Here is a 13,831-nt window from a genome sequence, read left to right as displayed (position 1 = left end):
CCGTGAGCTTCATTAGAAGCGAAGGCTGACGGGGTGAGGAACATGAACAATACGATAAAGCACATGGGAGAGGCTAAAAGCTCGGCCAATTGCACATCATGGGGCAACAAGGTTGTCTCTGTCGTGCTGTCTGCCGTCTTGCTGGGTTTCGGCTGGCCTGCCGTGAATCCTGCCGAGGTGTATGCGGAAGATGGCGCGGCCAACGTCGGAGGGAGCTACCAGCTGGCCGGCGACTCCGCAAGCAACGCGACATCGACCGGCGAAGGGGCCGACACCGCCTCTCGTGCAGACGGTGAATCTGCTGGGAGCTCTTCCCCTGCCCTCGCGGGCATGGAATCTGACGCTGCGGGCGATAGCGGTGACCCCAACACCCCCCCTCAACTGCTAGCAGCACAACCAGCAAAGGGGCTGCAGATCCTTCCGCCGCCTCGGACGCAGCGGTTGCGCAGTCTCTTTCCATCACCGGCGCTGACACCGTTGCCCAGTTCTCAACCGCACAACTGACGGGAACGACGAGTCCCGCAAATGCTGAGGGAACTTACGTCTGGTCCTCGAACAACGACAACATTCTCACGGTCGATCAAAGCGGAACGGTGACGGGCGTCCGCCAAGGCGCCGCGACGGTCACCTTGAGCTATACGAGCCCGGACGGCAGCACCACGCTTACGGCGACGCACGAAGTGACGGTAACTTCCCCAACGGCTGCGACCCATAGCGCCCTCTTCTATTACCTCAACAACCCGAACGGGTCGCTCGATTCCACCAGTACAACCCAATGGACCAGCCTCGGTAGCGGCAGCGTGAACCTCACGGGGCTCAACAGCAGCAATTTCCCAAAAGATAACGGTGATACAGCCATCTTCGATCGCGTTTCCGATCGTGTGATCACCTGGCCCGACGGCTCCACGGGGGACGAGTACCAGGTTGCTCGCGGAAGCAGTGACTGGAACAAGATCTTCAAGGCGTACAAATCGGTAATCGAGGGGATGCTGCCGGGCGTCACGGTGACCGATGATGACGTGGAATCCATCAGCATCAAGCCGTATAAGCTGACGAACAACAACGATGGCTACCATGTCGACTGCTCCGTGTCCATCACATGCCGCAACCTCTTCAACGCTCGCTATTACGTTGACGACCCGACGACGCCGGGCGAGGGATTCCAGCTTGTCGCCTCGAAGCTGACGTATCGCGAGGGCGATACCACCGACATCGCCGACTTTCCTGACGTGAGCCTTCCGCCTTCCAAGAAGGTTGGCGGCATCGAATATACCTTCAATGGGTGGTATACCGACCAGGCCTTAACTCAGCAGGTGGAGCTTCCCTACACGATAGACGGGAACGTGAACTTCTATGCCAAGTACCTTTCGGGGCGCCAGGTTATCTACAATTTGGCGGGTGGAAGCTGGAACAACGGCGACGCTCTCGTGCATGCTGCCCAAGAGGGCTCGACGCAGACGGTGAAAGCCGAGCCTACCCGCGTAGGGTACGAGTTCGCTGGCTGGACCGTCTCGGGTCTCGATGGCGTGACGACGCTTGAAAGCGGCGCGAGCTTCACCATGCCCAACAACAACGTCACGCTCACGGCGACATGGAACGAGTTGCCCGCTTGCAAGGTGAGGTACCTGGAGCAGGGCACCGACAAGGAACTTTCTCCTTCTGACATGCTCTACGGGCACGCCGGCGATGTTGTGACGGCGGACGCGAAGGATGACATCGAGGGCTACCACCTGGTCGATCCGACGCAGGCGTCCGGGAAGGCGACGCTTGTCGAAGGCGAGACGCCCGAAATCGTCTTCTACTACGAGAAGGACGCTGCCAACTATCAAGTGAACTATTACCTCAACGGCACCGAGCAGAAAGTTGCCAACTCCGAGACGCTGAGCGCCCCGTGGGGAAGCGAGGTTGCGGCCTCCGACCTTGCGAAGGGCATCGACGGTTACACCGTAGTGCCTGGTCAGACGGCAACTGCAACTGTCGAGCTCGATGGCAGCACCGTCATCAACGTCTACTATTACCAGAATGTGACCCTCACGGCGAATTCTGCAACGAGGGAATACACGGGCGAGCAGCAGCGCGTCGAAGGCTACACCTGCGATGTTGCAGAGGCCACGTTCGCGGGTGTCTCGCTTCTCGGCGGCAGGGGTACCGATGCGGGCGATTATCCTTATACCTTTGCTGCGGGAGCGGTCGGCACGGTGAGCGCCGATGGCAAGTACATTGTCGCGAAAACGAATGACGGCAAGCTCGTGATCAGCCCGAACTCCCAGCAGGTCGTCGTCAAGATCAAGGGCAGCACGGGCGGCGAGAAGTACGACGGCACGGAGCATAGCGTCGAAGGCTATGCCGTCTCCTACGTCATCGGCGGCGCCGCGAGCGCCGACGCCCCCGCCGGCTTCGACGCGGGCGACATCTCGTTCGCGGGCGCGGCGAAGGCGACGGGCACCGACGCGGGCAGCTACCCCATGGGCCTCAAGGCGGGCGACTTCGGCTACGCCGGCAAGAACTTCTCGAACGTCAGCTTCGAGGTGGAGGACGGCCGCCTCTACATCTCGAAGCGCGTGCTGATCATCAAGCCCAAGGACGCCTCCAGGGTCTTCAACGGAGAGGCGCTCACGGCGAGCGAGTGGGAGGTCGCCGAGAGCTCGCCCGACCAGTTCCTCGCAGGCCAGGGCATCTCCAACCCCGTGTTCTCCGGCTCGCAGATCGCGCCGGGGACGAGCGAGAGCTCCATCGTCGGGTGGGACTACCTTGAGGGCACCAGGGCCGGCAACTACGAGATCCGCACTGAGAAGGGCACGCTGAACGTGACCTCGCGCGGAGCGACCGAGACCATCACGGTCGAGGCGAACTCGACGCCGGCGACCTACGACGGCAAGATTCATTCCGCCGTGGGCCTCAAGACTACGGAGTTCGTGGTCGGCGGGAAGACGTATACGGTCTCTGGCCTCTCCACCCAGGACCCGAGCGCGACCGACGTCGGCACCTACACCAACAACATTACCGGCACCGCCAAGGTGATCGATGCGGCCGGCAACGATGTGACGAGCGAGTTCGACGTCGAGATCAAGGATGGCTCGCTCGTCATCGACCCCGCTGAGGTGACTATCCGCCCCAAGGACGCGAGCAAGCCCTACGACGGCACGTCGCTTGTGGCGAGCGAGTTCACCGCCACCGGCTTCGTCGGAGGCGACGGCGTCACGGGCGTGACCTACGGCGGGTCGCAGCTCAACTCCGGGGAGAGCGAGAGCACCATCGCAGGGTTCGCGGCGGCAGGCTCCACCAAGCTCACCAACTACCGGATCACCTTGGGCAAGGGCAAGCTCAAGGTGACCGCCAGCGCCGAGAAGGTCGTCGTAACCATCAGGGAGAACAGCGCGACGTTCCCCTACGACGGCGAGGCTAAGACCGTCGAGGGATACGAGGTCGCAAAGATTTCCTCCGCCCTCTACAAGGAGAGTGACTTCGCCTTCGCGGGCGACGCCGCGCATAGAAGCGTCACCGCTACCGACGCCGGCGACTACGACATGGGCCTGCTCCCCAGCGACTTCGAGAACAGGAGCGCCAACTTCTCGAACGTGGTCTTTGCGATTGAAGACGGGCAGCTGCACATCGTCCCCGGTGCAATTGACGAGAACGCCGTCACGTGGGATGCCCATGACGTGCAGAAGGTCTACGGCGGCGAGCCCCTTTCCGCCTACCATGCGCGCGCCTGGGACAAGCACGGCAACGAGCTCTCGGTCGAGTACAGCGTCGACGGCGTGAACTGGGTGAGCGACCCCTCGAAGGTCTCGCTGACGCATTTCGGTCACCTGCCCGTTGCGCTCCGCGCGACGGGGGCCAACTACGCGGCCGGCGAGTACGCGACGGGCTCTGAGAACGTCGCCATCACGAAGCGCCTCGTCACGCTGGAGTCCGGGGGCGCGGACAAGACCTACGACGGCACACCGCTCACCAACGACGCGGTCAGCGTCACGCCCAAGGGCGAAGGGGTCGGCTTCGTCGACGGCGAGGGCGTGACCATCACCGTCACGGGCTCGCAGACCGACGCTGGCGAGAGCGACAACACCTTCTTCTTCTCGTTCAACGAGGGGACGAGCGGGGATGACTATCTGGTGACCGCGAAGTGCGGCAAGCTCAAGGTGGCCGCGAACGCCCAGCAGGTCGTCGTCAAGGTCGTCGGGAACCGCGGCTCCTCCACCTACGACGGCACGGCGCATAGCGTCGAGGGCTACGCCGTCTCCTACGTCATCGGCGGCACCGCGAGCGCCGACGCGCCCGCCGGCTTCGACGCGGGCGACATCGCGTTCTCGGGCACGGCGAAGGTAACGGGCATCGACGCGGGCAGCTACCCCATGGGCCTCAAGGCGGGCGACTTCGGCTACGCCGGCAAGAACTTCTCGAACGTCAGCTTCGAGGTGGAGGACGGCCGCCTTGTGATTGACCCCGCGACTCTCACTGTCACCACGCACGGCGCGTCGAAGCCCTACGATGGCACGGCGCTCACGGCTTCGGGGGAGATCTCGGGCTTCGTGAACGGCGAGACCGCCAGCTTCGCCGCCACCGGCAGCCAGACGCTTGTCGGCACGAGCGCCAACTCCTATGCCATCACATGGGACGGCACTGCTAAGGAGTCGAACTATAGCGTCGTGGAAGGCGCCATCGGTACCCTCGAGGTCACCCCGAGCCAGGTGGCAATCACCGTCACGCCGCGCGACGGCAGCAAGGTCTACGACGGCAAGCCGCTGACCAGCGCTGGTATCGATGTCGACGGTCTGCCTGCGGGCTTCACGCTCGAGGCCGCGACCAAGGGCACCATCACGGACGCCGGCGAGCTTCTGGCCGAGATCGACGCTTCCACCATCGTGATCAAGAATGCCGCCGGCGAGGACGTCACCGCCCAGTTCGCCAATGTGACGTGCGGGAAGGCCCCGCTCGTCGTGACCAAGCGTCCCGTGACGGTAACTTCCGCGACGGATTCCAAGGTGTATGACGGTGCCGCGCTCACCAAGCACGAGGCAATGGTGACGGCTGGGTCGCTCGTCGAAGGCGAGAGCTTCGGCTACGACTTTACGGGCGAGCAGACGGCGGTTGGCGCCTCCGACAACACCTTCACCGTAAAAGCTGGCGCGAACACGAGCCTCGACAACTACGAGATTACCCAGGTGAACGGCACGCTTACAGTTATCGCGTACACGCCGCCGGCACCTGGCCCTGGCACGGATGAGCCGACGCCCGGCCCCGGCAAGAATCCGTCGACGCCGAATGGCCCGACGAATTCTTCCGATGTGACGCCGTCGGGCTCGATGACGCCGAGCGATACGGGCTCCGACTCCACGGCTGCCGATCCGAAGGCGACCACTGCGCCGAAGAGCGCCGACAAGGCAACTTCCGGAAACGACGCTCAGTCGGAAGAGAGGCAGAGTCCCGATAGCGCATCGGGCGCTGAGCAGCCGACGAGCTGCTGGGTGCATTGGCTCATGCTTTTCGGCACCATTGCAACGCTGGTTTACGGTGCGGTCGTCTTGCTGCGCCGCCGCCGCATGACCGCCGATCTCGACAAGGAGATGGACGCGGTTTTGTCGGGCGCCAAGGAAGGAAGTGGCAAATAATGAAGAAGAGCAACTGGATTGGCCTCGCCATTGCCGTGCTGATTGACGTATTCCTTCTGTGGTTGTGGTTCTTCCTGGGCTTTAATCGGGTTGACAGCCCGCTTGACCTGGTGATTTCCATCATCTGGCTGGTGGTTATCGTCGCGGTTATCGTGGGAGTCAATCGCCTCGAGCGCCAGCGCGAGAAGCGGTTGCGCACCATCTACGTGTCGCCGACGGCGGTCTTCAACAAGGAGCGCGGCCTCGTGTCGCTCGGGTCCGCGGCGGCGGCGCCGAGCGTCATGGAGCGCATCCTAAAGGATATGGAGTACGGCTTCGACCTGAAGGAGATGCCGAAGCCGGAAGAATTCGACTGCCGTTACGTCGTGCAGACCGACGAGTACAAGGCGGCTGGCGGGGAAGGCGGCGAGCCGACCTGGAAGGGGACCGTTGTCGCAATCGACCGCGAGGCGGGCAACAGGGAGACACCGTTCTCCTCGCGCAGCGAGCTGGCGGCCGCCCTCGCGTAAGAGGCGCCGTCTTCCCGCTTGCCTTCCTGTTCGAGTTGCCGCCTGCAGCGTGGTCCCCTTCTTGCAGTTCCCGTAGAAAGCGAATAGTTCCTGCTCGTTTGGGGGTGCAAAAGCGCTACCATGTGGCGTTGATTTTGAGAAAGTCACGAAGGGGACCCATGTTATCCGAACGAGTGCTCACCAACCTGGTCAAGGGCATCGCCAAGCAGCACCTTGACCTGCATCCGACCGACGAGAAGTTCTTCCCCGGCCCGAAGCCCGGCGAGAAGTACATGCTCTACATGCACGTGCCGTTTTGCCAAGTGCTTTGCCCATATTGCAGCTTCAATCGCTATCCGTTCCGCGAGTCCGTTGCGCGTCCGTATTTTGAGAACATGCGCAAGGAAATGATGATGCTCAAGGACTTGGGCTACGACTTCGAGAGCCTCTATATCGGTGGCGGCACGCCGACCATCATGCTCGACGAGCTGTGCAAGACGATCGACCTTGCGCGCGACAACTTCAACATCAAGGAAGTCTCGTCGGAGACCAACCCCAACCACCTTGTGCAGCCGTGGCTCAACGAACTGAAGGGCCGCGTCCAGCGTCTGTCCGTTGGCGTGCAGAGCTTCAACAACGACCTGCTCAAGCAGATGGACCGCTACCACAAGTACGGCTCGGGCGAGGAAATCTTCGAGCGCATCGGCGAGGCGGTTCCGTATTTCGACTCGCTCAACGTGGACATGATCTTCAACTTCCCCTCGCAAACCGAGGACATCCTCTTCAACGACCTGGAGAAGATCGTCGAATGCGGCGCACGCCAGACCACGTTCTCGCCGCTCTACATCTCGTCTGCAACCACGCGCAAGATGGTCGAGACGCTCGGGCGCATGGATTACAACCGCGAGTACCGCTACTACCAGATTCTCGATGGCGTGCTTGCCGGCGGTGACCACCCGTTCTTCGAGCGCGACACCATTTGGACGTTCACGCGCCTGAATGACCAGGGGAAAAAAGACGTTGAGCTGCCGTTCGAGGAGTTGCAGGTATCCTACAACGAGTACCCGGCGATCGGTTCGGGCTCGATCACGCACTTGAACGGCTGCCTGTACGTGAACTCGTTCAGCCTGCAGGAATACAACGACGCCATCCAGGCGGGGCACATGTCCATCATGGGCAAGTCGGTCATGGCGAAGCGCGATTTGGAGCGTTACTACTTCCTTCTGCATCTCTACCAGCTGCATCTCGACAAGCGCGCGTTCGAGCGCGAATTCGGCGAGCCGCTTGAGCTGGCGCTGCCGATCGAGCTGGCGTTCATGCGCGCAAACAGGTCGTTCGCGATTGACAACGACGACGAGCTCACGCTGACGACGAAGGGCCGCTACCTGACGCTTGTCATGTACCGCCAGTTCCTTTCGGGCATGAATAACCTGCGCGATCAGGCGCGCGCGGCGCTTTCTGGCCCCGAGCGCGAGCTGCTCTTCGGAGACGGCGAGCCGGAAATCCAGATGGCGTGCTAGGGGAGGGCTTTTCTTCCGAGCGGGATAACCTTATAGCGGAAACGAAGCGGGCGATCGGGATGGTCGCCCGCTTTTGGTTTCGGGCTCGATTCGCTTCCTGCCGCCGATGCGGGGACTCGGCCTTGCGGCGCTTGCGTTGTCCCAGGTCCAGCACGTAGCAAGCGAGCTCGCTATCGCCTTCTAGCGGTTTTGCAGGTAGCGCATGAGGATGGTCGCCGCCTCCGCGCGCGTCGCGTTGTCGATCGGGTTAAGCCATGCCTTGTTGTTCGCGTCGATCTTGCCTGAGATGATTCCCTTGTCGACAGTCCAGCTCAGGGCCGTTTTCGCCCATGAGTCAACCGCGTTGGCGTCGGGGAACTGCCCAAGCTTCACGCCGTCGCTCGTGGGATTCTTCCCGTCCATCCGCTTGGCAAAGTTCGCCAGCATGACGGCGATTTCCTCGCGCGTGATGGATGCGTCGGGGCAGAAGTCGTTGCTGTCGCCATAGCCCTTCACAATCTCGGTCGCGCGCGCCCATCGGATGGCGTCCCCGTAATAGCTGTCGTAGTCGACGTCGGCGAACGCGGCCGTGGACATGTCCGCCTGCGGGGAACCCTGAAGGCGCCACAGCATAGTGATGAGCTGCCCGCGCGAAAGCGTGTCGTTGGGCCCGAACGTGCCGTTATCGTAGCCTTTCATGATGCCGCGGCTCGACACGTACTCGACGGCCTGCAGGTACCAGGCGCCGTCTTCCAGATCGCTGAACGACTTGTTGGGCTCGGGTGTCGGGGTGGTAGAGCCGCCGGGCGTCGGCGTCGGGTTGCTGGGCTCAGGCTTGCTGTCGAGGTAGGCGAGGCAGTCGGCGAGCTCGTTTCGGTAGCGATTCTGGTAGCTGGACACGTACTGGCTGTTCACGTAGGGAAATTCCGCCACGTGGTCGACGATGTAGTTGCACAGCGTGGTGACGAACTCTCGGTCGCTCATCGTGCCGGAGAGACCCGCACCGTCGTAGTGCTTCCCGTAGAGCGTGCCGCCGACAAAGAACTGCATGCCGCCCGATCCAAACAGGTTACAAATGCCGCTGACCAGGCCTTTCACGCAATCGCTTCGGTTGTCCATATTGAAGTTGTGCGCGCTGTTGTTGCACAGGCGCAGCGCGTATTCGACGTATTCCTGGTAGAACCAGCCGTCCTGCAGGCGCGAGAACTCCTCGGGATTCGCTTGGTATGCGGCAGACCACGAATCGTTCAGCCTCTTCCCCGTGTCGGTTAAGGCCTTCTTGCTCGAGTCGTAGAGTTTCACGTTCGAGATGTCCACGCTTGCGTCCTTCAACCACGCGAGCATGGAGTAGCGTGTCGGGCTGTAGTTGTAGCAGGCGACGAGGAAATCTTGCAGGCCGTAGCGGTTGTCGAACTGGTAGCAGCCCATGGCGTGGTAATTGTCGCCTGCGGAGAGGAGCATGTCGTAGCCCTCGCCGCTCGTGAGCCTGTTGCCGCTCTCGTATTTCGTGAAGTAGAGGAATTCGTCGGAGAACGCGTCGTGCGGTGCGACGGTCGCGTTGAGGTTGACGCTTTGCAGGGTGATGCCCTCATCTTCTGCCTGGGCAAATGTCTGCCTGTCGATGGGGATGCGGGTGGGCGCAGGGGACGGGGCGTTCTCGCTTGCGGCCAAGGTCGAGCTGGCGGCTTCGTCGCAAAGGGAATTCGCCTGTTGCTTAGGGGAAGGCGAGGCGTCCTCGCTTTCTTCCTGTGCAAACGCCACAGCGGGCATGCACCCGGCAACAAGTGTGAGCGCGCACGCGATGGAGATAATCTTCATCCGTAGGTCGGTCATGGGGTCCTCGTTTCGTTTAGGCTGTGTTTATGGTTAACGTGACGTGACCGTGTTTCCCCTGATTGTAGCGTAGGCTCTCTCCGTGCGCACGCTTATCGCCGTCATTTTTCGAAACAGAGGCAAAAATGCAAGCGATGTTGCCATATATCGCGAATCGCCATATATGGCGAAGTGGGAATGTGAAGAATTGGCGGCAGCTTTCCATGTAGTGTTTCACCCGGAAAGCTGCTTTCGGGTATTCGCTTACGCGGTCGGCAGGGTTGCCGTGAAGGTGGTGCCCTCTTCGTCGTTGCTCTTCGCGGTTATCGTTCCGCCGTGCTCCTCCGCGACTTCCTTTGCGATGGAAAGTCCCAGGCCGAAGCCGCCTGCACCGCTCGTGCGTGCCTTGTCGGCGCGATAGAAGCGGTCGAACACGTGCTGTAGGTCCTCCGCCGAGATGAGCGACCCCGTGTTGTGCACGACGAATCGCACGCTACCATTCTGCGCATGCAGCTCGACGCGCACCTTGCCGTTGTCGCCCGCGTACTTGCACGCGTTGTCGAGAAGCGTCGTGACCAGGCGGCGCAGGCGCTCGATCGATCCCTGCACGGCGATGCCCTCGTCCACGTCGCTTTCCAGTTCGATGGCGCGCTCGAATGCCACCGATTCGAACTGCAAAAGCTCGCCTTCCACCAGGTTCGACAGGTCGATGCGCTCTTTCGGCTTCGATTTCACGATGTCGGTCTCCTCGGCGTCGAGGCGCGCGAGGAGCAGCAGGTCGGCCACGAGCCCCTGCATGCGCTCGCCTTCCGCTTGCGTGCTTTCGACCCATTGGCTTTGGCTTGCGATGGTGCGCTCGGGATGCGACATGAGGATCGACGTGTTCGCGAGGATGACGGTGAGCGGGGTCTTCAGCTCATGCGAGGCGTCGGCCACGAACTGCCGCTGCTGCTCCCACGCGCGCTTCACCGGGCGCAGGGCCCAGCGCGAGAAGAACACGCTGATCACGAAGAAGATGGCGAGCGCGACCACGCCGACGGCTGCGAGGGTGAGCGCAAGGGTCTGCCATCCGTTCGCAGAGCTGACGTCGGCGAACGCGACGCGCGCGATGCCAGTGTCGGAAGTGTGCTTCTCGTAGAATAATCCCAGCTCGGAGAGCTCTCCCGAACCATCGGGGGTGTCCGCGAGCTGGGATATCGCCTTCTCGAGCACGTCGTCTGCAATCGACGCGGAAGCCGCCGACCCTGCGAGCGCGTAGCTGCCGCTCTTGAGGATGCGATACACGGCCACAGGGACATGCGGCCCACTTCCCGCAGGTCCGCCGCCGATTTGCGGAGGGGTGCCATGTCGCGCGCCGTCGTCTTCCTGGTCCCCGTTCGCCTGGTCGTCGGGGTTGCCCGCGTCCTGCCCCTGACTTTGCCCAGGGTCGCCCGCGTCTTGTTCCTGTGCGCCTTCCTGCCCCTGGGCGTCGCCGTCGGTCAGCACGCGACCCTTCGACTCCGTGAACGCGATGGCGTTGCTCATCGCCTCGTGCACGGAAGCCACGCTTTGCTGGTAGTTGATAACGCAGATGGCGGAGAAGATCACAACGAGCACCACGGCCACGGTGGCCATGTTGAGCACGATGAACTTGATGCGGAGCTTTTTCAGCATGGGAATCTCTTCGGGGAATGCGGCGTAGTCTTACGCGCTCGCGCGATTGTGGGTTTCGGTGCCTTCCGCGGCGAAGCGGTACCCGGCGCCGCGCAACGTCTCGATGCGCGATGCCGAGCCGAGAAACTTCAGCTTCTTGCGCAGGAAGGATACGTAGGCTTCTACGTTGTTCTCGTCGGCGGCTGCCTCCAGGCCCCACACTTTCTCGATCAGCGTGGCCTTCGACACCGCGGCGCCCGCGTTCGCCATAAGGACGCGGGCGAGCGAGAACTCCTTGTAGCTGAGGTGGATCGACTGGTCGCCGCAGGTCAAGTCGTGGCTTTCCAGATTCAGCGAAACGTCCCCCGAGGCGATCACCTCGAAGAGCACCTCGCCTTGGCGGCGCGTGAGCGCGCGCAGGTGCGCCATGAGCTCGGCTGGCGAGAACGGCTTGGTCATGTAATCGTCGGCGCCCGAATCGAGCCCGCAGATCTTATCAGGCACGGCGTCGCGCGCGGTCAGGAGCAGCACGGGCGTGTTCACGCCGGCGCGTCGCAGGTTCGACACGACGGTGAACCCGTCCATCTTCGGCAACATCACGTCGAGGATGACGACGTCGTAGATGCCGCTTTCCGCATAATCGAGCCCCGATTGCCCGTCGTGCACGGCGTCGGTGTTGTAGCCGCTTTCCTCGAGGATGCGGCAAAGTGCCTGGGCAAGGCGTACATCATCTTCGACTACGAGAATCTGCACAGCGCTCCTCTTTCACGTTCGGTGCTTTCTTGATTGGAATACTAGCACGGTTTTGCTAAGAAAACGCCTCGACGCGGGTCCTTGCGGGCGCCTCGCCGAGACGCGAACGGCCGCCACCGCCTCCGCGCTGGGGATCGTGGATGGGGCGGTTGCGGCCGTGAGGTTATTGTCGGGGACGACCCTGAAAACAACCTGAAAGAAACTGCCCGATTTTTAGGTTTGAGCGTTTCTTTCAGGGTTCTTTCAGGGGTGCTCCGTAGCATTCGGGGTGTCGGCAGGCGGGCCATCCTCCTCCCCCTCCTCCCTTTCCTGTATCGATGATCGGCTCCGCGCCGCCGACGACACGACCGCCAAAGGGACGGCTTTCCGTCCCTCTTCAAAAGGAGGCATTTTCTATGACGAGCTACCAAGAGGTTTTCGAGCGCAAGGAAGTCAAGTACCGTCTCGATGCAGCTCAGCGCCATGCGATGCTTGCGGCGCTCGAAGGGCGCATGGCTGTCGACGATTACGGGACGACGAGCATCGTCAGCCGCTATTTCGACACGCCCGACCGGGCGCTTATCGAGCGATCGCTGGACAAGCCCCTCTATAAGGAGAAGCTCCGCGTGCGCAGCTACGGCATCCCCGGCGAGGATGACCAGGTGTTCGTCGAGCTCAAGAAGAAGTACCAGGGCATCGTGTACAAGCGTTGCGTCGGTTGCTCGTACGCGGCAGCGCGGGCATATATGGGTGGCATGCCCTACGAGCAGGCATGTTGCGAGTTTCCGCTGCCCGATCCGATTCTCGCCGAAGCGTCGCTTTCGCCGCGGAGTTTGCAAATCGCTCGCGAAATCGACGCCTTCAAGGAGCGCTATACCCCGCTGCGCGCATCGATGATGACGATTTGCGACCGCACGGCGTATGCGCCTCTCGCGATTGGCGGGGAAGGCGAGGCGGCGGGCGTTCCCTCGACGCTGCGTATCACCTTCGACGAGAACGTGTCGTATCGCGACCTGTTCGAGGAAGCGCTCATCGCGCGGGCTTCGCATAGGCGCCCGCCCGTCGGGTTCGGCATGCCGCGCCCGCTTCTGCCTGCTGACGAGTCGATTATGGAAGTGAAGTGCGCTGGTCCCTTCCCGCTGTGGCTCGTCGATGCGCTCGACGGTTGCGAGGCGTACCCCTCGTCGTTTTCCAAATACGGTGCGGCCTATCAGGCGAGCATGCGCAAGGCGTCGTAAGGAAGGCGCTGCGGGAAAGGCTCCGCAGGGAAAGGCGATACGGTTGCGGAAGGCGTGCGCCATATTCCGACCTTCGTCCCGCTTTGCCTCAATAGTTCCTCCTCAAGAAAGGATTCCCCATGTCGGATCTTATGTTCTCGTCGGTGTTCGGAACCGCCGACTCGCTCGTCTCGTCGGTTTCGGCGTCGAGCTTTCTTTTGTGTTCCGTCGTGTCTATCGTCCTCGGCCTCGTGATTGCCGGGGTCTACATGTTCCGCCATCGGTACTCGAAGAACTTCGTGGTTACGCTGGCGCTCCTGCCGCTCATCGTGCAGATGGTGATTACCCTGGTCAACGGCAATCTTGCTACGGGCATCGCCGTCATGGGCGTGTTCAATCTGGTGCGTTTCCGCTCCATTCCCGGCAGTGCGAAGGACATCGGCAGCGTGTTTCTGGCGATGGCGGTGGGCCTTGCTACGGGCATGGGCTTTCTCGGCCTGGCGGTGCTGTTCACCGCAATCATCGCGGTCGTGAACGTGGTGTATGTGCTTTCGCCCCTCGGTCGTCCGCGCGAAGCGGAGAAGACGCTCAAGATCGTCGTTCCCGAGGACCTGGAATTCGACGGCATCTTTGACGATGTGCTCGATCGTTTTGCTGCCGAGCACGAGCTCACCGAAGTGACCACGTCGAACATGGGGAGCCTCTACACGCTGGAATACACGCTGCGCCTTCGCGAGCCCGGCATGGAGAAACGCCTGATCGACGAGGTGCGCTGCCTTAACGGGAACTTGAAGGTGACGCTTGGGAAATGCGAGCTCAAGCCGCAGGGGGTGTTGTAG

General features: G+C 62.0%; 8 protein-coding genes. 5 read left to right on the top strand and 3 right to left on the bottom strand.

Annotation, left to right across the window (positions count from 1 at the left end):
• The first annotated feature begins 458 nt into the window (after positions 1–458).
• From ACMRQN_RS06930 to ACMRQN_RS06920, 3 genes are all read left to right on the top strand, one after another.
• Positions 459–5,612 carry an InlB B-repeat-containing protein gene (locus tag ACMRQN_RS06930; protein WP_418734411.1) on the top strand — a complete coding sequence of 1,718 codons (5,154 nt, stop codon included), beginning with the start codon at positions 459–461 and terminating at the stop codon, positions 5,610–5,612.
• Complete coding sequence (locus ACMRQN_RS06925; protein WP_418734371.1) at positions 5,612–6,121, top strand: hypothetical protein; 510 nt, start codon at positions 5,612–5,614, stop codon at positions 6,119–6,121. Before ACMRQN_RS06930 ends, ACMRQN_RS06925 begins: the two co-directional genes overlap by 1 nt.
• Positions 6,122–6,279: 158 nt before the next feature.
• Positions 6,280–7,620, top strand: coding sequence for a coproporphyrinogen III oxidase family protein (locus ACMRQN_RS06920; protein ID WP_418734370.1), 1,341 nt, complete (start codon positions 6,280–6,282; stop codon positions 7,618–7,620).
• A gap of 180 nt (positions 7,621–7,800) precedes the next feature.
• Here ACMRQN_RS06920 and ACMRQN_RS06915 read toward each other — a convergent pair whose 3' ends face one another.
• From ACMRQN_RS06915 to ACMRQN_RS06905, 3 genes are all read right to left on the bottom strand, one after another.
• Positions 7,801–9,432, bottom strand: coding sequence for an S-layer homology domain-containing protein (locus ACMRQN_RS06915; protein ID WP_418734369.1), 1,632 nt, complete (start codon positions 9,430–9,432; stop codon positions 7,801–7,803).
• Positions 9,433–9,675: 243 nt separating this feature from the next.
• Positions 9,676–11,064, bottom strand: coding sequence for a sensor histidine kinase (locus ACMRQN_RS06910; protein WP_418734368.1), 1,389 nt, complete (start codon positions 11,062–11,064; stop codon positions 9,676–9,678).
• 30 nt (positions 11,065–11,094) lie between these two features.
• Complete coding sequence (locus ACMRQN_RS06905; protein ID WP_418734367.1) at positions 11,095–11,796, bottom strand: response regulator transcription factor; 702 nt, start codon at positions 11,794–11,796, stop codon at positions 11,095–11,097.
• Positions 11,797–12,191: 395 nt separating this feature from the next.
• On the opposite strand from ACMRQN_RS06905, the gene ACMRQN_RS06900 reads away from it, so the two are divergent.
• A complete protein-coding gene (locus ACMRQN_RS06900; RefSeq protein ID WP_418734366.1) occupies positions 12,192–13,013 on the top strand; it encodes a VTC domain-containing protein in 822 nt (273 codons plus the stop codon).
• Between the two features lie 119 nt (positions 13,014–13,132).
• A complete protein-coding gene (locus tag ACMRQN_RS06895) occupies positions 13,133–13,831 on the top strand; it encodes a DUF4956 domain-containing protein (RefSeq protein ID WP_418734365.1) in 699 nt (232 codons plus the stop codon).

It is taken from the genome of Ellagibacter sp., from assembly GCF_048412355.1.
Lineage (GTDB): Bacteria > Actinomycetota > Coriobacteriia > Coriobacteriales > Eggerthellaceae > Ellagibacter.
Note: the sequence above shows the minus strand (reverse complement) of the source record. Positions and strands in the feature narration are given on the sequence as shown.

Bases quoted from the DNA above. Each gene is read 5' to 3' on its own strand.
- ACMRQN_RS06925 (WP_418734371.1), top strand. From the start codon at position 5,612: ATGAAGAAGAGCAACTGGATTGGCCTCGCCATTGCCGTGCTGATTGAC.
- ACMRQN_RS06920 (WP_418734370.1), top strand. From the start codon at position 6,280: ATGTTATCCGAACGAGTGCTCACCAACCTGGTCAAGGGCATCGCCAAG.
- ACMRQN_RS06915 (WP_418734369.1), bottom strand. From the start codon at position 9,432: ATGACCGACCTACGGATGAAGATTATCTCCATCGCGTGCGCGCTCACA.
- ACMRQN_RS06910 (WP_418734368.1), bottom strand. From the start codon at position 11,064: ATGCTGAAAAAGCTCCGCATCAAGTTCATCGTGCTCAACATGGCCACC.
- ACMRQN_RS06900 (WP_418734366.1), top strand. From the start codon at position 12,192: ATGACGAGCTACCAAGAGGTTTTCGAGCGCAAGGAAGTCAAGTACCGT.
- ACMRQN_RS06895 (WP_418734365.1), top strand. From the start codon at position 13,133: ATGTCGGATCTTATGTTCTCGTCGGTGTTCGGAACCGCCGACTCGCTC.